18 protein-coding genes are annotated in these 19,375 nt (G+C 62.8%); 11 read left to right on the top strand and 7 right to left on the bottom strand.

Annotation, left to right across the window (positions count from 1 at the left end):
• Positions 1–184 precede the first annotated feature (184 nt).
• A complete protein-coding gene (locus GE027_RS23310) occupies positions 185–625 on the bottom strand; it encodes a MotA/TolQ/ExbB proton channel family protein (protein WP_237607361.1) in 441 nt (146 codons plus the stop codon).
• Between the two features lie 170 nt (positions 626–795).
• On the opposite strand from GE027_RS23310, the gene GE027_RS23305 reads away from it, so the two are divergent.
• A complete protein-coding gene (locus tag GE027_RS23305; RefSeq protein WP_153556498.1) occupies positions 796–1,512 on the top strand; it encodes an RNA polymerase sigma factor in 717 nt (238 codons plus the stop codon).
• Complete coding sequence (locus tag GE027_RS07105) at positions 1,505–3,136, top strand: zf-HC2 domain-containing protein (RefSeq protein ID WP_153556497.1); 1,632 nt, start codon at positions 1,505–1,507, stop codon at positions 3,134–3,136. The genes GE027_RS23305 and GE027_RS07105 overlap by 8 nt, the downstream gene beginning before the upstream one ends.
• A gap of 157 nt (positions 3,137–3,293) precedes the next feature.
• Here the strand turns inward: GE027_RS07105 and GE027_RS07100 are convergent, their stop codons facing one another.
• Positions 3,294–4,166, bottom strand: coding sequence for an NAD(+)/NADH kinase (locus GE027_RS07100; RefSeq protein WP_153556496.1), 873 nt, complete (start codon positions 4,164–4,166; stop codon positions 3,294–3,296).
• Positions 4,167–4,262: 96 nt separating this feature from the next.
• Here GE027_RS07100 and GE027_RS07095 point away from each other — a divergent pair, with 96 nt between their 5' ends.
• Both GE027_RS07095 and GE027_RS07090 read left to right on the top strand, forming a co-directional pair.
• Positions 4,263–4,946 carry a 3-keto-disaccharide hydrolase gene (locus GE027_RS07095; protein ID WP_237607360.1) on the top strand — a complete coding sequence of 228 codons (684 nt, stop codon included), beginning with the start codon at positions 4,263–4,265 and terminating at the stop codon, positions 4,944–4,946.
• 73 nt (positions 4,947–5,019) lie between these two features.
• Entirely contained in the window at positions 5,020–5,904 is an 885-nt protein-coding gene (locus GE027_RS07090; protein ID WP_153556495.1) for a sugar phosphate isomerase/epimerase family protein, read from the top strand.
• Between the two features lie 224 nt (positions 5,905–6,128).
• On the opposite strand, the gene GE027_RS07085 is transcribed toward GE027_RS07090, so the two are convergent.
• Both GE027_RS07085 and GE027_RS07080 read right to left on the bottom strand, forming a co-directional pair.
• Entirely contained in the window at positions 6,129–7,001 is an 873-nt protein-coding gene (locus tag GE027_RS07085) for an SPFH domain-containing protein (protein WP_153556494.1), read from the bottom strand.
• Complete coding sequence (locus GE027_RS07080) at positions 6,998–8,008, bottom strand: SPFH domain-containing protein (RefSeq protein WP_153556493.1); 1,011 nt, start codon at positions 8,006–8,008, stop codon at positions 6,998–7,000. Before GE027_RS07080 ends, GE027_RS07085 begins: the two co-directional genes overlap by 4 nt.
• Before the next feature lie 346 nt (positions 8,009–8,354).
• On the opposite strand from GE027_RS07080, the gene GE027_RS07075 reads away from it, so the two are divergent.
• The 7 genes from GE027_RS07075 (at position 8,355) to GE027_RS07045 (ending at position 16,421) form a co-directional block, all read left to right on the top strand.
• Positions 8,355–9,467, top strand: a complete 1,113-nt coding sequence (locus GE027_RS07075; protein WP_153556492.1) for an SPFH domain-containing protein — start codon at positions 8,355–8,357, stop codon at positions 9,465–9,467.
• Between the two features lie 143 nt (positions 9,468–9,610).
• Complete coding sequence (locus GE027_RS07070) at positions 9,611–10,078, top strand: S-adenosylmethionine decarboxylase family protein (protein ID WP_153556491.1); 468 nt, start codon at positions 9,611–9,613, stop codon at positions 10,076–10,078.
• The gene (locus GE027_RS07065; RefSeq protein ID WP_162006610.1) at positions 10,075–11,622 is read left to right on the top strand and encodes a DUF4178 domain-containing protein; all 1,548 of its coding nucleotides are present in this window, start codon (positions 10,075–10,077) and stop codon (positions 11,620–11,622) included. The genes GE027_RS07070 and GE027_RS07065 overlap by 4 nt, the downstream gene beginning before the upstream one ends.
• A gap of 236 nt (positions 11,623–11,858) precedes the next feature.
• A complete protein-coding gene (locus tag GE027_RS07060; protein WP_237607359.1) occupies positions 11,859–12,164 on the top strand; it encodes a DUF350 domain-containing protein in 306 nt (101 codons plus the stop codon).
• Positions 12,165–12,192: 28 nt separating this feature from the next.
• Positions 12,193–13,722 (top strand): polyamine aminopropyltransferase, encoded by a 1,530-nt coding sequence (locus GE027_RS07055; protein ID WP_153556489.1) that lies wholly within the window; start codon positions 12,193–12,195, stop codon positions 13,720–13,722.
• Positions 13,712–15,355 carry a flavin monoamine oxidase family protein gene (locus GE027_RS07050; RefSeq protein WP_153556488.1) on the top strand — a complete coding sequence of 548 codons (1,644 nt, stop codon included), beginning with the start codon at positions 13,712–13,714 and terminating at the stop codon, positions 15,353–15,355. Before GE027_RS07055 ends, GE027_RS07050 begins: the two co-directional genes overlap by 11 nt.
• A complete protein-coding gene (locus GE027_RS07045; protein WP_153556487.1) occupies positions 15,336–16,421 on the top strand; it encodes a hypothetical protein in 1,086 nt (361 codons plus the stop codon). The genes GE027_RS07050 and GE027_RS07045 overlap by 20 nt, the downstream gene beginning before the upstream one ends.
• A gap of 450 nt (positions 16,422–16,871) precedes the next feature.
• On the opposite strand, the gene mqnB is transcribed toward GE027_RS07045, so the two are convergent.
• The 3 genes from mqnB to GE027_RS07030 are packed head-to-tail and all read right to left on the bottom strand — an operon-like array spanning position 16,872 to position 19,365.
• Complete coding sequence (mqnB, locus tag GE027_RS07040; protein WP_153556486.1) at positions 16,872–17,570, bottom strand: futalosine hydrolase; 699 nt, start codon at positions 17,568–17,570, stop codon at positions 16,872–16,874.
• On the bottom strand, positions 17,567–18,007 hold the full coding sequence (locus GE027_RS07035; protein ID WP_153556556.1) for a glycine cleavage system protein H: 441 nt from the start codon (positions 18,005–18,007) through the stop codon (positions 17,567–17,569). Before GE027_RS07035 ends, mqnB begins: the two co-directional genes overlap by 4 nt.
• A 44-nt stretch (positions 18,008–18,051) precedes the next feature.
• On the bottom strand, positions 18,052–19,365 hold the full coding sequence (locus GE027_RS07030; RefSeq protein ID WP_202617347.1) for a coproporphyrinogen-III oxidase family protein: 1,314 nt from the start codon (positions 19,363–19,365) through the stop codon (positions 18,052–18,054).
• Positions 19,366–19,375 lie beyond the last annotated feature (10 nt).

Genomic DNA, 19,375 nt, shown 5'->3' with positions numbered 1-19,375 from the left:
GGCTGGTAGGCAGCCAGGATCTATCGTATCAGCGGCCCTGCCGCGCCACAATCAATGGGGGCCGCGGCACCGGCTTCCAGCCTGTGAAGTGGCATAGGCTTCCAGCCTGTGAAGTGGCATAGGCTTCCAGCCTGTGAAGTGGCATAGGCTTCCAGCCTGTGAATGGGTTCCACAGGCTGGAAGCCTATGCCACAGGAGGTTTAAAGCCGCGGATCAGCGCTCCGAGGATGGCGACCGGGTACAACGGAGCGGTCAACAACATCCCGACCAACAGCGCGACCAGAGCCGTAGAGATGCCCGCGGCCAAGTCACTCGGATGCGGTGTCGACCCACTGGTCGCGATCAGCCGATACGACGAAATGGCTCCACTGACGGCGCCGAACAGCCCCAACAAAAACGGGGCGTGAACCAACAACACAATCGCTGCCGCGGTAAAGGCACCATGGCCGCGGACCAAAATGACGACCAGCAGCGTCAAACTGATCAGGGTCACGAGGAGTAACAAGATGAGATAGACCCAACCCAGCGACTCCAGGACCCAGCCCAACAGAGACTGGGCGGCCACCGGTTCGTTGCCATCGCCGGCGGCGGTTGGTCCGACAACAAAGTTCGCTTCATCCCTCACAGTACAAACCTCACAGGCAGCAGGACGGCGTTTTCGGAACCGCGGCGGAGCCGCACCCCGGGGGGCTAACGAGACGACGCATTCAGGATAAAACCTTTCGCGGGTTGCATCTATAATGAACCACAGAGCTTTTTCCACCCTTACGGACTTTTCGGGAACCGGCCAGGCCTGTGAGCGTCTCCAACAATAGCCCCAGCGACCCTTCCCCCGCCGGCAGCGCTGATGCGCGAGCCCCGGGCGGCGAACCGCGGGCGCGGGCGGGCGGCCTGGGCGGCGCCGCCGAGGCGTCGCAGGACCAGGCAGTGATCGATCGCACCCTGCGGGGCGAAGCGGAGGCGTTTGACGAATTGGTCCGCAGCTATGCGCCGCGGTTGGTACGGATGGCCTACGCCCTGGTGGGCAACCGCGAGGACGCAGAAGACTTGGCGCAGGAAGCCTTTTCCAAAGCGTATTTCAAACTGGATAGCTTCGCGGGACGCAGTTCCTTTTTTACTTGGCTGTATCGCATTACGGTGAACCTTTCGATCAGCAAGCGTCGCAAGCGACGCTTGGAAACGACCCACCAAGCGGTGGCCCTGGATGACGCACCGCCGCCGGCCACCGACAGCACGGCCGACGGTGCGGTCGATACCCAAGAACAAATCGCTCAACTGCGGCAAGCAATCGATCAACTGGAAGGGGACCGCCGAGCGGTCTTGGTCCTGCGGGACCTGGAAGGATTGGACTACGACCAGATCGCCAAAGTGCTGGAAATCCCCAAGGGCACCGTCCGCAGCCGTCTGCACCGCGCCCGCAGTGATCTGAAACAATTGATGCAGCGTGATGCGATGACGACCGTGACCAAAGCCGCTTCCTCCCCATCTTCCCAGGAGCCCAAGGATGTCTGACGAATTCGATCCGTCGCTCCTCAGCGGCTACCTCGATGGCGAGCTGACGGCGGAAGAAGCCTCGCAGGTCCAACAGCAGTTGGACCAACGAGCCGACCTGCGTGAAGAACTCGAATCGATCCGCGCTCTGCGCGCCGCGGTGGCCGCGTTGCCCCTGTCGCCGGTCGACGAAATGTTGGTCCGGCGAGTGCGCTCGCGTATCGACCAGCACCGCCAGCGGCTTGCGAACGATCCGCCGTCTTCATCCACCTTTCGGACCGCCCCGCCGGAAACGTCCACGCTGAAGCTGACCTTGTCGCTGATGGTCGCCGCTTCGATCCTGCTGGCCGTGGGCTGGACGCTGTGGCACACCGCCGATCTGGGCGGCAACGTCGCCCTGCAAGATTTGCGCAAGTCGGACCCGCCGGAACGGACGCGGGAATTGGATCGGCGTGCCGAACCGCAATCCGCCCCGTCGCAATCCGCCCCGTCGCAAACGCTCGACCAGGCACAGCAAGCGGCGGATCACCCCTTGGCGGCACCGCTGGCGATGGAGGCGTCTGAGATGAACGCTCCACCGCCCGAGGCAGCGGGCGGCGAGGCGGCAGACGGCTTGGCACCGACCGGTGCGTCTGCACCGACCGGTGCGTCTGCGCCGAACCTGCGGCTGCAGCGACGGCAGATGGTCGAACAGGACGCGCCGCCGGATGCCCGCCCCGCCGATAGCGAAGCGTTTTCCATACAGATGCGAGCTCAGCCGCGGCAGGCGGTTCCAGAAGCCGAACCCAAAGCCGAACCCGAATCCCAGCCGGCCCCGATGTCCAGAAGCATGCAGATGCGTGGTAGCGCCGATTCGATCGATACCTCCCCGCCGCTTCCAGACCGCTCAATGCGCGCGATGGCTCCCATGCGGATGCGACAGCGCGGCGACCAAGCCGAAGCGATGACGCCCGAGAACAATGCCCGTTCGGCCAGGCCGTTTTCCCAGCCTCAGAATGCCCAGTCTCAGAATGCCCAGTCACAGAATACCCAGCCGCCGACGCCTCGGATGATGAAACGTTCCGAGCCGCCGGCCGAAGTCAACGGCTTGCAGGCTCAGGTGTTGCCGCGGCGCGCGCTGCCGTGGTACCAGGCATTGCCGGCCGCCGAGACCGAACTGAGGGCAGGCCGCGGCGCCGAGCCCACCGAGGTCGCGCAGCGTTACGTGCAATCCCAATCGGAGCAGGACAAACCCGCGGCCGCCGGCGCAGACAACAACCGAACGCCGCCGGCCGGTGGGCTTCACGCAGCGCGAACTCGAAGCCTCCGTCCCAGTTCGCAACTGGTCGTCCGCCGGGTGCGTCCGGATCAGGTGCCGGTCGTCGCCCAGTGGTGGCAGCAACGCTTAGAGCTTCCCGGGGAAGGTGCCGCCACGCCGGCTTGGGATCCCGCCGAGCAGGCGTTGGCGGTTGTCGGTGACGCCGAATCGATCGCCAAGCTGCGGGCCGAGTGGCAGGATTTCTCCACCGCGAATCGCTTGTCGACGCGTTGGCAATCGCTGGAGGAAGCCACACCGGCGGCGCGTTCCACGGCGTTCGGTGCGCAGCCCACGCCGCCGAGCGAGCGGCCCCAGGTGATGGCGGTCGAATTCCAGGTCGCCCAGTAGCAGACAGATAGGATGCTTTCGTCGAAATCGTTTCCTCCCCTCTTCCCCGAATCCTGACGCGCCAAAGCGAGCTGGCGAGCCTAAGCGAATCAGGATTCGAGGCAGCGGGGCCGGGGATGAGGGGGCGCTGCGACTTGGGCGCGTTTAGCGCCCTGGGTTATTTCTTGGGCAGCGTGTTGCCGCCCCAGCCCAGTTTTTCCCGCAGGGTGCGGTAGTCGTTCTGACCGGGAACGTGCAGCATTTTGAAGACGGGTTTTGCGCGGCGAACCTGTACGCGGTCGCCGGCTTCGATCGTGCCCAGGACTCGCCCGTCCACAACGATGCTGGTGGATTCATTGGGATTGGTGACGGTCAATTCGAAAGTCCGTTCGGCCGAATCCACCACGGGCCGATAGGTCAACGTATGAGGGCTGATCGGCGAAATCACGAACGCGTCCAAGGTCTTGTGCAGGATCGGGCCGCCGGCGGAAAGATTGTGTGCGGTGGAGCCGACCGGAGTGCTGATGATCAGCCCGTCGCACTGATACGTCGTGGCCAGCAGCCCATCGACGTACATATCGATGCCCATGATCCGGTAGGGCGGGCCGCCCAGAATCGCCGCCTCGTTCAGCCCCAGGTGGGTGCCCAGCACCTGACCGTCGCGGAGCAGCGAAGCTCGCAGCATCAGGTGATCGACAATTTCGAAACCGCCGCAGCACACCTCCGGCCAGACGTCCAAAAACTTGTTCGGAGAAAGCGCGGCCAGAAATCCCAGGCGGCCGCAGTTGACCCCCAGCACCGGAATCTGGTTCTCGCTCATCTGCCGAGCGGCCTGCAGGATCGAACCATCGCCGCCCAGCACGATCACCAGGTCGTGATCCTTGCCGGTGAAGTCGTAGGCGAACTCCAGATCGATTGCCGCGATGTCGGCGCGTGCGGCGATCGCCGGTCGCAGCCGCTCCAGTTCCTGCCGGACATGTTCGCGTCCCGGCACGCCCATGATCACCACTTCCGGACGTTTCCGTCCGCTTTGCAGCCAAGGCTCGCTCATCAAGGTTCCTGAACGCGATTTCGGGGGGAAGGGTGAAGCAGCAATGCGACTTGGCTATCATAAGGCCTTTTCGTTTGCCCCACAGGGAAGCCCAACATGTTTTTGCGTTTTACCGCGATGTTCACCACCTGTGCAGCCATGGGGATGGTCAACCCGCTGGTGCTGGCCCAAACGGCGCAGCCTTCAGACGCGGCCCTGCATGCCCAAGACAAGAACGCCGATGAGTCGGACTTCGAACCGATCTTCGACGGCCAGTCGTTCGCTGGCTGGCACGGTAATCGAGAATGGTTCCGCATCGAAGACGGCGCGATCGTCGCCGGCTCGCTGGATCGGTCGATTCCTCGCAACGAATTCCTGCGAACCGATCGGCAGTACGGCGATTTCGAACTGCGTCTGCAATTCAAACTGCTCGGCCGCAACCCCAACGCCGGCGTTCAGTTCCGCACCCGAGAGATCCCCGGCGATCACGAGGTCGTCGGCTACCAAGCGGACCTCGGACCCGGCTGGTACGGATGCCTGTACGACGAATCGCGTCGCCGTAAAATCCTGGCCGGGCCGCCGGCGGAAAAACGCAACGATCCGATCCGCGAGAATGATTGGAACGATTACCGAATCCGCTGCACAGGTGCACGCATCCAACTGTGGATCAACGGCGTGCAAACGGTCGACTATACCGAGAGCGACGAAAGCATCCCGCAGACAGGAATCATCGCCGTACAGGTTCATTCCGGCGCCCCGATGGAGGCTCATTACCGCGAAATCCGTCTAAAACCGCTGTAGCATCTTACCCACCGATGCCCGGCGTTTACTCGTCACCTTGCTTTGTTCTTCACCATGTTTTCGGAGCCACCCCGTGCCACAGCTTGCCGCCTTTCCCAAAGCCTACATGCAAGCGCTGTGCAAAGACGGCACGATGCGGTTGTCCGAGTGGTTCGATCTGGCGGAAACCCTGGATGTTGCGGGGCTGGAGTTTTACGCCGGATTTCTGGAACTGGCCGACGCGGCGAACTGGCCGGTGCTGCGGGACGAGGTCGAGCGACGCGGGATGACGATTCCGATGCTGTGCTGTTCGCCCGATTTCACGCACCCCGACGCGGACGAGCGTGAGCGACAGATCCAGCAGCAGCGACATTGGATCGAAATGACGCACGTCTTGGGAGGAAGTTACTGCCGCGTGCTGAGCGGCCAGCGGCGACCGGAGCTGTCGATCGAGCGGGGTCTGGAGCTGGCCGCCGGCTGCATCGAAGCCTGCCTGCCGTTTGCTCAAACCCTCGGCGTGACCTTGATTCTGGAGAATCACTACAAGGACGACTTCTGGCAGTACCCCGAGTTTGCTCAGCAGATGGACGTGTTTTGCCGCTTGGTCGACGCCATCGACCATCCCAACTTCGGGGTCAACTACGATCCCAGCAACGCGTTTTTGGCGGGCGACGATCCGCTGGAACTGCTGCGGGCGGTATCGCAACGCGTGGTCACGATGCATGCCAGCGACCGGTACCTGATCGAGGGAACGCTGGAAGACCTGCGCCGCGAGGAAGACGGCTCGCAGGGCTACGCACGGCGGCTTCGCCACGGCGAGATCGGCCAGGGATTGAACGATTACGACGCCATCTTCAGCGAGCTGCGGCGCGTGGGATTCGACGGTTGGATCAGCATCGAAGACGGCGTCGACGGTATCGAACAACTCGAGCGCAGCGCCGCGTTCCTGCGCGAGAAGATCCAGCAACACTGGCCCTAGAGTCGCCTTTCGCTCCGCGAAAGTAGCTGGTCCTGAGTGTCGCCTTTCGCTCCGCGAAAGTAGCTGATCCTGAGTAACTTTCGCGGAGCGAAAGGCGACACTGCTTTCGCGGAGCGAAAGTAGCTGGTCCTGAGTAACTTTCGCGGAGCGAAAGGCGACACTGCTTTCGCGCCGCGAAAGTAGCTGATTCTGAATAACTTTCGACGGAGCGAAAGGCGACACTCCTACAACTGGGTGATGACGCTCATCCCTTCGGGGACGATGTCGATCGAAGCGCCCGATTCGAGCAACTTCTCGGTCTCCATCACTTCCATCACCGCTTCGAGGATTTCCGGATCGTCTTTGGCGATCGCATTGAGTGCCTCGCCCACAACGGCCGGACGGGTGGCTTTGGCTTCGGCCATTTTTTGCGACACCTTGTTGGCCGTTTCGCTGCGGATCAAGCCCACGCGGTTCTCGCCGTCTTGTTTCATCGCACTGGTGACCTGCACCAATCGCTTGACGACCTTGTCGGTGATGTTGTCGACCATCTGTTGGTCGGTGAAGTGGACTTTGCGAATGTAGACCGACCCCAGGCGGTAGCCCCATTTCTCGCACAGCGGCGAGACCGTGCGGCGCACCGAACGGCTGAGGCTGTGGCGGTCCTCCAGCATTTTGTCCATCTCCAGATTGCTGAGCGTGGAGATGGTACTGCTGGCCACATTGGCTTGCAGCGACCCTTCGGGGTTGGAGTTGACGAACAGGTAATCGACGGGGTTGTGGACCTGCATCTCGTACCATATCCCCACTCCCATGGGCGTCCCTTCTTCGGAGTTGACCATCTGGCCGCGCAGGTAGTGCTGCCGCAGCGCGGTGCTGACACGATTGCGGCGGCCAAACATCGGCACCAGCAAGGCCTGCATGCCGAACTGGGCGACCGGGAACTGCAGGCCGGGTTCGTCCAGCGTGCCGATCACCTTGCCGAACAGCGTAAAGACCTGCGCCTCGCATTCGCCGACGATCGCGTACAGGCCGAACATGCGCCCCAGGCCCATCAGGATGCCGACGGTGAACAGTCCCAGCACAAAAGGAATTGCAATTTCAAAGATCGGGTTCATGACTGGGCCTCCGGGGTGCGGTGAGCGGTTTGCATGATGCGTCCGGCGCGGGCCAGCAGGGGGACTCGCATGTTGCGGATATACGCTCCCAACGCGGCGGCCCCGCCTTCGCGTTTGATTCCCGCCAAGGTCGTGGACAATTCACGCAGCGGAGCGACTTCGGCCTGAGCATTGTTCGCCGCGATCTCGACCGCTCGCTTGCTCATCGTGATCTGCTGTTCGGAATCGGCTCGAGCCGTACTGATATCGGCGGCCACCTGATTGCGGGTGCTGTTGATCGCCGACAGCGCTCGATCGACTTCGGGCGGTGGGTCGATATTGGTGATCAGGGCGGCATCGAGTTCGACGCCGTAGCGGCCAGGCGTCGAGGCGCACTGCTGTTCCATGTAAGCGTTCAGGGCGGGCAGGTTTTTCCGCAGGTCGTTGATCGATACGCCTTCGGACAACTCGACGGCCGTCTCGGACATTTCGCCTTCCTCCTCGCCGCTGGCCACCAGGCTGCTGTTGGGGTCGGTGAAGGTGGCGATGCGTTCTCGCAGGATCGACACAAAGTATCCCATCACGTGCTCCAGCGGACTGGAGACGCCAAAGAAGTAGGCGTATAGGTTGCCTTCGCTGATCCGGAACCGCAGTTGACCGTTGACGCCGGTGGTGAGGTTGTCCTTGGTGACCGCTTCGATCGTGGTTTGAGCCTTGGTCGGATCCCAGACCAGATCGACCGCTTGGGTCGCCACGCTGACCTTGTGAACCTTTTGCCAGGGCCATTTGAAATAGGGACCGCCGGGCCGGATCACACGCACTTTGGGATAGCGATACCGCTCGCGTTCATCGCTGGTAAGCGTCGGGTCGTTCTCCTCGGGAGCCGCGGCATCGGCCAGCCGTTCGGCGCGTCCGAACGAGGTCAGCACCGCGCGTTGGTCGGGACGGACGACATAGAAGCCGGTCAGGACGACGCGGAACCCCGCGTAGACCAACAGGCCTGCCAGAAAAGCGAACAGCGCCAACATCGCAGTCTCCAAAGATCGGGTGCACAGGCCAGGGATGCCCCTGCGATGTCAAACAACGCAGTGTGTAACCGTACCTCACCGCCGGGAGCTGTCAAATCAAACGACCGGGCAGTCTTTCGCTCCGAGGAAGCAGTGTCGCCTTTCGCTCCGCGAAAGTAGTGATGGGCCTGGCTACTTTCGCGGAGCGAAAGGCGACACTGGCTACTTTCGCGGAGCGAAAGGCGACACTGGCTACTTTCGCGGAGCGAAAGGCGACACTGGGAAAGATTGCGGACGCGGCTCCGGTGCCCTATCATGCCCGTCGGTCATCCGATGCTTTTCGTTCCGCACGCTTGGCGTTTTTTCTATGGGATTGTTCGACAAACTACGTGGCGAATTGATCGATATCATCGAGTGGATCGATGATTCGAATCACACCCTGGTGTGGCGGTTCCCCCGCTACAACAACGAGATCAAAAACGGTGCACAGTTGATCGTGCGCCCCGGGCAGGAAGCGATCCTGGTTCACAATGGCGAGATCGCCGACGTGTATCCGCCGGGACACTACCAGTTGTCCACCGAGAACATGCCCATCATGTCCACCCTGCGGGGATGGAAGTATGGCTTTGAAAGCCCGTTCAAGGCCGAGGTGTACTTTGTCAGTACGCGGCAGATCACGGACCTGAAATGGGGCACGCCCAATCCGATCATGCTGCGGGATCCCGAATTCGGACCGATCCGCATCCGCGCCTTCGGGACGTACGCCCTGAAAGCGGTCGAGCCCAAGGCGCTGTTGCGTGAGATCGTGGGTACCGACGGGGATTTCCAGTCCGACGAGATCACCAATCTGCTGCGGGCGATGATCACTTCGGCCTTCTCCGATGTGCTGGGCAAGCTGCAGATCGCGGCTTTGGATCTGGCGTCGAAGTACCAGGAGATTGCCGCGGAGGTCCGCGCGGCTGTGGTCGAACAGATCGACGACGAGTACGGCCTGGATTGCCCGCAGTTGGTGGTCGTCAATATCTCGTTGCCCGAAGCGGTCGAGAAAGCCCTCGACACCCGCACCAGCATGGGCGTGATCGGCGACATGAACCGCTTCCAGCAATACCAGATGGGCCAGGCGATGACCGCCGCGGCCGAAAACCCATCCGGCGGTGGCGCTTCCGAAGGCATGGGCCTGGGAATGGGCTTTGCCATGGCGAATCAGATGATGGGGCAGGGCGGCGCTGCCGCAGCGCCGGCCGGAGCGACCCCGCCGCCGCCCCCGTCGGCGCAAACCTGGTACGTCGCCGTCGATGGCCAAACCCGCGGCCCGTTTACGATGCAGCAGATGAGCAGCGGCGCCGGCAGCGGCGAATTGAACCCGCAGTCGATGGTGTGGACGACCGGCATGTCGGGCTGGGTCGCGGCCAGTCAAGTGCCTCAGTTGGCTTCGCTGTTTGGCGGTTCGCCCCCGCCCCCGCCACCCGTGCCCTCTTGATGAATTGTCCGCTCCTGACGTCTCGCCCCGTCCTGACGTCTTGTCCCGTCCGGACGTCTTGTCCCCTCGTGAACTCTCTCGGCTGACCCGGCCGCTCTCCCGCTTCCGACTCTCTCTGCCTCAGGCCGATTGTTTTTATCGCGATGACACAGCCTCGCGTCTCCGCCGCTGCCAGCCCTCTGCCGTCTTCGCGGGTGCCAGCGACCGGTACGGAATGGATTATTGACGCCGGCGGATGTGACCCAGGGTCGCTGTGCAATCTCGACCTGCTGCGGGCCCTCTGCGACCAGGTGATCGAGGACCTGGGATTGGTCGTGGTGGGAACGCCGCAGGCGCACGCCTTTGCCGGTCCCGGCGGCGTCACGGCGATGTACTTGTTGACGGAGTCGCATCTGACCGTGCACACCTATCCGGAATACGGTACGGCGACGTTCAACCTGTACTGTTGTCGCAGCCGGCCCGAGTGGCCGTGGGGCGCGCGGTTGGCGGCGCTGCTGGACGCCGACCAAGTGGTGGTTCGTTCGTTGGTCCGGGGATGCACGATGACGGATCCGGCCGTCGCTGTAGCCGATGCCCCGCACGTCGACCCTGCCGGGGCGGATGGATCATGAAGCATCGCACGACGAACTGTCCCAGTTGCGGCGGCCCGGTGGAGTTTAACACCGCCAGTTCGCTGGTGACCATCTGCGACTTCTGCCAAACCGCGGTGGGACGCGCCGACAAAAAGATCGAAGACTACGGCAAGGTTGCCGACGTCGGCGAAACCAACAGCGGCTTGAAACTGGGGCTGACCGGACGTTATCGCGATAATTCCTTTTTCATTTCCGGCCGCGTGCGTTATCAGCATCCCGCCGGAGGCGTGTGGGACGAATGGTACCTGGCCCTGCCGGGCAATCGCTGGGGCTGGTTGACCGAAGCCCAGGGCAAGTTCTACCTGATGTTCCAGCGGCATCTGTCGCATTCGGTCGAGGTGCCGGATTTCGATGCGGTGCAGGTTGAGTCGACCGTCATGCTGGGCAGCAGCTCGTTCTGGGTGCGGGAAAAGGGAACCGCCGTCGCCGCGGCGGCCGAAGGCGAGATCCCCTGGCGGTTCCAGCCCGGTGGCGAACACCGATTCGTGGATCTGACCGGCACCAGCGGCCAGTTCGCCACGCTGGAGTACGGCCCGGAGACGAAAGCCTACGTCGGCGACGAGATCCTGTTGGCCGATCTGGGGCTGGAACTGGAGCCGGCGGCGGTCGATTCGGGCAGCATCCCGGTGGCCGCGTTGCAGTTGAACTGTCCCAAGTGCGCCGGCCCGCTCGTGCTGCGGGCTCCCGACGACAGCGAACGCATCGTCTGTCCCAACTGCACATCCCTGCTGAACGTCGACGATGGCAGTCTGTCGCTGTTTCAGACCCTGAAAACCAAGAAGGTGGTGCCGGTGATCCCGATCGGCACGACGGGCACCCTGAACGGCACCTCGTACACCGTGATCGGGTTCATGGAACGCTTTGCCAAGTACGCCGGCAACACGTATCCCTGGACCGAGTACCTGCTGCACAACCAGGAACTGGGGTTTCGCTGGTTGGTCTGCAACCAGGGGCACTGGGCGTTCGTCGAACCCACGAACTACCAAGGCAGCGTAGGCTTGCACTCGGTGGTACATCAGGGCAAACGCTTTCGGATCTACGACCGCGGCACGGCGTACGTCCGTTACGTGCTGGGCGAGTTTTACTGGCGAGTGTCGGTTGGCGAGACCGCGCGGACGGCCGACTACATCGCCCCGCCGCAGATGTTATCCTTCGAGCGTTCCAAGACCGGGCAATCCGAGGAATCCAACGTCTCGCTGGCGACCTACGTTTCTCCCGAAGAGATCCAAGAAGCGTTCTCGTTGACCAATGTGCCGCGTGGTTGGGGCATCGGTCCGATCCAACCCAAGCCCAAGATCGATCTTCGTTTCTACGGTTGTTGGATCGCGACGATCGCCTTTTTGGTGGTGATGCATGTGGCGTTTCGCACCTCGGCATCGAATACTGGCAGCGATCCCTGGCTGATGTTTTACGGCATGTTGTTTGTCTCGTTGCCGCCGGCGGGCGTGTTGTTTTACCTGCATTACTTCGAACGCCAGCGTTGGCGCGACAGCGACTACAATCCCTACGCCTCGGACGATTGAGTTCCGCGGTGTGCCCCCGCGGATGGACGCTGGCAAGAACAGGGAAGAACGAAGGAGGACGTGATGAAGCGAGAAATGTTGATCGGCTACGCCGTGTTTTGTCTGTGTGTGTGTATCTGGTTTTCCGTGGCGGCTGCGCGAGCATGGCGAGCCCCGAACCTTGGATTTTTAGATGGTTCTTCCAGCGGTTCGTCCTACGGGCGATCCTACGGCGGATCCTGGGGAGGTGGTAAATAGTGTCATTTGAAACATTAAAATTACGTGCTGCGGAGACGCTTGCTCAAGTGCCTTCGCCCCAGGTGCCGGTCGAGGTGGAAGCCCCCGGAACGATCAGCATCCTAGCGGCTCACCTGCTGGCGGCGGTCGTGTTTTCCATCGTCGGAATCCTGGTCTTTGGCGTGTGCCTGTTCGTGATGGATCGACTGACGCCGTTTTCGATCGTCAAAGAGATCGGCGAGGATCACAATCAGGCGTTGGGCACGATCATCGCGGGCGTGGTGATCGGGATTTCGATCATCATCGCCGCCGCGATCCTCGGTTAACCCGTCGCGGGTAGAAGAAGTGTCGTCGATGAACCGTGCCCCGCTGCTGTTGCTGTACTTGAATGTGTTGGTCATCGCGACCTGCGGTTTGATCTACGAACTGCTGGCAGGGACGCTGGCCAGTTATCTGCTGGGCGATTCGGTCACACAGTTCTCGCTGGTGATCGGCGTGTACCTGTCGGCGTTGGGCGTGGGTGCGTGGCTGTCGCGATACGTCGAAACCGCTCTGGCCCGGACGTTCATCGAAGTCGAACTCGCTCTGGCCCTACTGGGCGGACTGTCCGCCCCGTTTCTGTTCCTGGTCTTCGCTTGGATCGAATGGTTTCAAACAGCCCTGTTCTCGGTCGTCTTTTTGATCGGCGTGCTGGTCGGACTGGAATTGCCGCTGTTGATGCGCATCCTGAAGGAACACCTGGATTTCAGCGAGCTGGTTTCGCGGGTGCTGACCTTCGACTACATCGGCGCGTTGCTGGCTTCGCTGATGTTTCCGATCCTGCTGGTACCACAGCTGGGACTGATGCGCACCTCGCTGCTGTTCGGGATCCTCAATGCGTTGGTAGCCCTGTGGGGCACCTACCTGCTGCGGCCCATCCTTAAAGATCGAGGGCTGGCGGCGCTGCGGGGTCGAGCCATGTTGACCGTCGGGATCCTGGCGGTGGGCATGATCAAAGCCGACACCCTGACCACGATCGCCGAGGAGCGGATGTTGGCACAGCCGATCGTATTCACCGAGCAGTCGCGATTTCAGCGGATCGTGGTTACCAAAAGCAGCCGCGGATTCCAGCTGCATCTAAACGGACACCTGCAATTCAATTCGGCCGACGAGTACCGTTACCACGAGGCCCTGGTGCATCCGGCCCTGTCGACCGGTCCGCCGCCACAGCACGTCCTGGTCTTGGGCGGCGGCGATGCCTTGGCCGTCCGCGAGGTACTGAAGTATCCGTCGGTGCGTTCGGTGACGCTGGTGGACATCGATCCGGCCATGACGGACCTGGCCATGAATTTTCCGCCACTGGTCGAACTGAACGAGGACGCGCTGCGAGACCCGCGAGTGCAGGTGATCAATCGAGACGCCTTTGTCTGGATCGGCGAAACCCCGCGACGTTTCGACACGGTGGTGATCGATTTTCCCGATCCCGGCACGTTCTCTGTCGGCAAGCTCTACACCACGGCCTTCTTCCGCCAGCTGCGCACGCGGATGACTGACGAGAGCCGCTTGAGTATCCAGTGCACCTCGCCGCTGGTGGCACCGAAATCCTACTGGTGCATCCTGAAAACGATGCGAGCTTCGGGGTTCGAGCCCCAGCCCTACAGCGTATCGGTGCCGACGTTCGGCGTGTGGGGGTTTGCCTACGCGACGGTCCAGCCCGACCAGCGCGTGCCGTCGCAGCTGGCGGAACTGGAGGGGCCGCTGCGGTTTCTGACCACCGAAGGATTACGGGCGATGTTCCACCTGCCCTCGGATATCGCCCCGGTGCCCACCGAGCTGAATCAGCTGAACAACCAGATCCTGGTCCGCTACTACGAACAGGAATGGAGCGCGGCCGATGGCCTGTAGCCGACGCGCGTGGATCGCGGCGACGCTGGGCACCACTGCGGGGCTGGTCCCGGGTTGCGCGCCGCGCGATCTGCCACCGGCCGGAACGCTGCTGTCGCCGAACGTGGTCGCCGGTCACTGGATCCGTGATGGCCGCTTGGATGCGACGCGTTCCGGCGGCCGGGCCCGGCGTGCCGCCGTCGTTATCGTTGGCGGCGGGATCGCCGGCCTGAGTACCGCCTGGCGACTGCGGCGCGCGGGCTTTGATGACTTTATTCTGCTGGAACTGGAATCCCAGCCGGGCGGCACCTCGCGGGCCGGTCGCCAGGGCCGGCAAGCCTATCCCTGGGGCGCTCACTACGTGCCGGTGCCGATGCAAGAGAACGCGGCCCTGATCCACTTGCTGGAAGAGATGCAGGTCGTGGTCGGCCGCCGGGCCGATGGCCAGCCGGTCGTCGCCGAAACGCAGCTGTGCCGCGATCCGCAGGAACGCGTGTTCGTCGAGGGACGCTGGCAGGAAGGACTGTATCCGGCCCTCGGTGCCGCCGACCAGGATCTGGCCGAACTGGAACGCTTTCGCCAACACATGGACTCTTGGGCGGGCCGCCACGGTGAGGACGGCCGGAGGGCCTTCGCGATTCCGCTGGCCCACAGCAGCCGCGACCCGCGGTTTCTGGCCCTGGACCGCATGACCATGGGCGACTGGTTGCGCAAGCACGCGTATCGTTCCCCGCGTCTTCGCTGGTTGGTCGATTACGCCTGCCGCGACGATTACGGGTTAAGCGTCGAAGACACCAGCGCCTGGGCCGGGCTGTTTTATTTTGTCTCCCGTATTCGGTTGCCCGGCCAACCTTCCCAGGCGGTGATAACCTGGCCCGAGGGAAACGGTCGGATCGTCCAGCACTTAACCGATCGAGCCGGTCCGGCCGTACACACCGGGTGGGCTGTGCACGGGATCACGCAGAGCCGCTCCGGCGGGGCGGAGGTGCGAGCGCTGCACACGACCGACCGTACCGCCGCGCACTGGCAAGCCGAGCAGGTCGTGTACGCCGGGCCCCAGTTCGCCGCGCCGCACGTCATCGATGGCTTCGACCGCCAGCGGTCCGCGGACTTTCGCTACGGCAGCTGGATCGTCAGCAACGTGCACCTGCGAAAGCGACCGCCGGAGCCGGGTTTTCCGATGTGCTGGGACAATGTGATCTACGGAAGTCGCTCGTTGGGATACGTCAACGCCGCGCACCAGACCGGTCGCGACCACGGCTCGACCGTGCTGTCCTGGTACTATCCGCTGGCCAGTCTGCCGGGCCCGGTTGCTCGCCGCCGCATGTTGGCGGCCGACTGGCAGGATTTGGCCGCCCTGACGGTGACCGACCTCCAACTTCCGCATCCAAATATCGCCGGGCAGATTGAACGCTTGGACGTGATGCGCTGGGGACACGCCATGGTGCAGCCTCGGGCCGGGTTTGTCTGGAGCCGACAACGGAGGGCCGCGGCGCAGGCTCTGGGACGCGTCCACTTTGCCAATACCGACCTCAGCGGCGTTGCGTTGATGGAAGAAGCGTTTTATCACGGTATAAGAGCGGCCGAAGAAGTGTTGGCCGCGCGTGGACACCCCTTTGAATCGATGCTGACGTTTGTCCCCCACGATTGTTGAATCCGAAGCGAAGTCGTCGTCGCTGCCGTGGCTGTTTTCGGCCCGCATCGATCTGCTGACTTTTCTAGGTAGCGCCGCGCTGGCCCTGGGACTGCTGGCGATCGGGGCGCCGCTGGGATTGCTGGAATCCGATACGCCCGAGTGGACCTGGGTGTTCGCAATTCTCTTGATCGATGTGGCCCACGTGTACGCCACGGGGTTTCGCGTTTACTTCGACCGCATGGAACGCAGCCGTCGTCCTTGGCTGTATGGGTTGACACCGCTGTTGGCCTGGGCCGTCGGCTGGGCGGTGTACACCGAATCGGTCAGTCTGTTCTGGCGGCTGCTGGCGTATCTGGCCGTGTTCCATTTCATTCGCCAACAGTACGGCTGGGTGGCCTTGTATCGATCGCGCGCCGACGAACGAGGCCGGCTGGGATGGTGGATCGATGCCGGCGCGATCTATTTGGCGACCGTTTATCCGTTGGTCTATTGGCACACGCACCTGCCACGGCGGTTCTGGTGGTTCCGCGACGGCGACTTTGCTTCCCTGCCGGTCGATCTGGTCGACGTGCTGGGGCCGTTGTACTGGACGGCGCTGGCGGCCTATGCGGTCCGGTCGCTGTACCGCACGTGGTATTTAAAACGGCCCAATCCCGGCAAAGACATCGTCGTCGCCACCACCGCGTTGTGCTGGTACATCGGAATCATCACCTTCGATTCCGACTACGCCTTCACGGTGACCAATGTGATCATCCACGGCGTCCCGTACATGGTGCTGGTGTACTGGTATCGATGGCAGCGAGATGGCCAGCGACAGGCGTCTTCGGTACCCACCATCGTGCGTTTTCTGGCAGTGGTATGGATTCTGGCCTACGCAGAGGAACTGCTCTGGGACGGCGGCGTCTGGCACGAACGATCCTGGTTGTTCGGCACGCAGTGGGATCCGGGAGCGTTGGAAGGCGTGTTGGTGGCGCTGTTGGCCGTGCCGCAGATCACCCACTATGTCCTGGACGGCTTCATCTGGCGACGCCGAAGCAGCAGCCGGCTGCGCAGCTGGCTGCGGGGCTCCGCCGGCGGCAGCTGACGCCGAGGCACGTCGCGACCTTTTTCTCGGCATTACTCTCCCGCTGTGCGGGAGAGTGTTGTGGTAGGGATCGACCGAAACATTAATGCCGACGTTCTGAGAGCAATACTCAAACCTGCACTCTCATTTCAATCCACCACTTTCTTCCCATCCCCACCACAAACTCAGCCCGAAGGGCGACACAGCCCTTGCCGGCGGTGTCACGGCCGGTCCGCAGCCTCCAAACAACGAAAAGCCCCGGAGGGGCGACACGACACCTGCCGTGGCGGATCCAGCACGAGTGGCCAAGATGCGGAAACCGTGGGCTAGCGCCCAAACGGCTGATGAGGCGGGAACCGTGGGCTAGCGCCCAAACGGCTGATGGGGCGGAAACCGTGGGCTAGCGCCCAAACGGCTGATGGGGCGGAAACCGTGGGCTAGCGCCCAAACGGCTGATGGGGCGGAAACCGATCAATCCTCCGCACCGACCAAGCGCCGGGTCAGCCGAGCGGCGGCGGTGAGCGCGGGCTGGATTTGCCAGTGGCTTTTGTTGCGGTCACCCACATCGTTGGAAAATCCGCGCACGATGCACCGCTCGACGCCCGCCGTATGGCAAGCCAGGGCCACGGCGTACCCTTCCATGTCCTCGGCCACGGCGTCGGGATAGCGGGCCAGACGATGTTCGCGATCCTGCAGGTCGGCCGCCCCGCTGCAGACGCTCAGCAAGCGACCGGCGAAGGGGACTCGGTCGGCCAACGCAGGATTGTCGGTGAAGACAGAGGTTTGCAGCGGCAGCGTATCGGCATCGTCTTGGCCTTCGGCACTCGCCGCTTGCCAGCCCAGCTCACCGGCCGAGCGGTAGGCGGGACCGCTGCCGACGCCGACCCCGTACTGCGTGACGCGAGAGAACACGCAAGCGGAACCCAGCGGCGGGGATGCCGGTGCAGCGGTGCCGTAGCGACCGGCGATGCCCACCAGAATTACCCAGGCCGGACGAAGTTCGTCCAGCAGCCGCGCAGTGGCGATGCCGGCGGCGATGGGACCGAATCCGCACAGACGAACCGGAACCTGCGAGGGCAATGCGCCCTCCAGCGCCGCTCGTTCCAGCTCCGTCGGAACCAGGATCAAGCCGCGCCGCGGGCCGCTCGCCGAAGCCGCGCGTGCGGTCATGTGTTGGCCTGGCCCTTGATCGTCCGCTGGGCGACTTCCCAGGCCGATTCGAGGTGCTCGAGGTATTCGTCCACCGACAGCAACAGGTCTCGCTGGTCGGTCTGGATTTCCAGCAACCACGCCGCCCCGTAAGCGTCGACGTTGATCAAAGAAGGATCATCCAACGCCTCGGTATTGATGGCCTGCAGCGTGCCGGCCAGCGGTGCGTACAGATCGCTTTCGGCCTTCTTGCTTTCGATCGTGCCAATCTCCTGGCCTTTGCGAAGCGCCGCCGGCGGCTCGGCCGTCCAGTCCAGGAAGTAGACGTCCTGCAGCAGTCGAACGGCATAGGCGGTCAAACCAAACTGGTAGCGATCGTCGCCGCTGGGTCGGGCCCACATGTGGTTCCGCGCATACAGACGGTCATCGGGAAAGACCGCCCGAAACTCGCCCATCATGAAGCTGCGCTGCGTCGCGTCTGGTTCGCTGTCGTCGGGTCGGCTCACGTGTACCGCACCCCACGGTGCTGCTCTTCGAAGAACGCCGGCAACAGCGAATCGACTCGCAGCAATCCTTCCCGCGTCAGACGCACGCCGTCCTCGGTGCGTTCCAGCAGTCCCTCGTCGGCGTACTGCTGCCAGGTATCGGCCCAGCGACCGGCGACGTCGGTAGCGAATTTCTGGTTCAGATAGTCAAACGACAGGTAACCGCGTTTGAGCAATAGAATGGTTTCGCGGATCAGCAGCTGGTCGCGGGTCGGGACCAGTCCGCGGCCCAGCGGCAACTGGCCGGATTCCAGCGTCGCCTGGTACTGCTCCAGCTCTGCAACATTCTGATAGTGGACACCGGAGGCGTGTCCAAAGCTGGCGATCCCCGTGGCCAACAGGTCGCTGCCGTGCCAGAGGTTGTCGCGGTAGGAGAAATTAACTTGGCTGGGATCCTTCACCATCGTGTAGGCGCTGGACACGCTGTAGCCGGCTTCGGCCAAGGTGGTGAAGGCGTAATCGACCCAGGCGCGTTTGGTGGGCCAATCGGCGACCGGCGTTTCGATCTGATTGCCCAGGATGTCCTTGCTGTAGACCGTGTTGTAGGGCAACTCCATCTGATAGATCGTCACACTGCTGGGCGACAGTTCGATCGTCTTGCGAATGTTCTCTTTCCAGTTGTCCCAGCTCTCGCCAACCATTCCCGAGATCAGGTCGATGTTGACGTTGGGAAAATCAGCGGCCTGGATCCATTCCCAAGCGTTGTAGACCTGTTTGCTCAGGTGAGCTCGGCCGTTTTCTTCCAGGATGCGATCGTCAAAATTCTCGATCCCGAGGCTCAGCCGCGTCACGCCCAGGGTTTCCCGCAGCGTCTTGACCTTGGTCTCGCTCAACGTGCCCGGTTCGCATTCAAACGTCACCTCCTCGGCACCGTCCCAGGTCACGTGCTTGTGCAGTCGCTCGGCCAGGCTGGTCAGTTGTTTGGGGCTGAGGAAGCTGGGCGTTCCTCCGCCGAAATAAACGAACCGAAACGGACGCCCGCCCATCACCTCCAGCTTGCTGACCAGCGAGATCTCGGTGCACAGCGCGTCAACGTACCGCTGTACGGCGGCCGCGTTGACGTCGGTAAAGACTTTGAAGTAACAGAACTTACAACGCTTGCGACAAAACGGGATGTGCAGATACAGCCCCAGCGGCGCGTCGCCCTCGGGCGGCTGCTCGAGCCGCTGGCGAACCTCCGGCAAGGCATCGCGGCTCCACTGCGAGTAGGGCGGATAGTTGGAGATGAAGTAGCTGCCAACTTCGGTTTTCTTGTCTTCGGTGGTACTCATCAGTGCGGTC

The organism is Roseimaritima sediminicola, from assembly GCF_009618275.1.
Classification (GTDB): domain Bacteria; phylum Planctomycetota; class Planctomycetia; order Pirellulales; family Pirellulaceae; genus Roseimaritima; species Roseimaritima sediminicola.
This window is presented reverse-complemented; position numbering and strand designations above follow the sequence as displayed.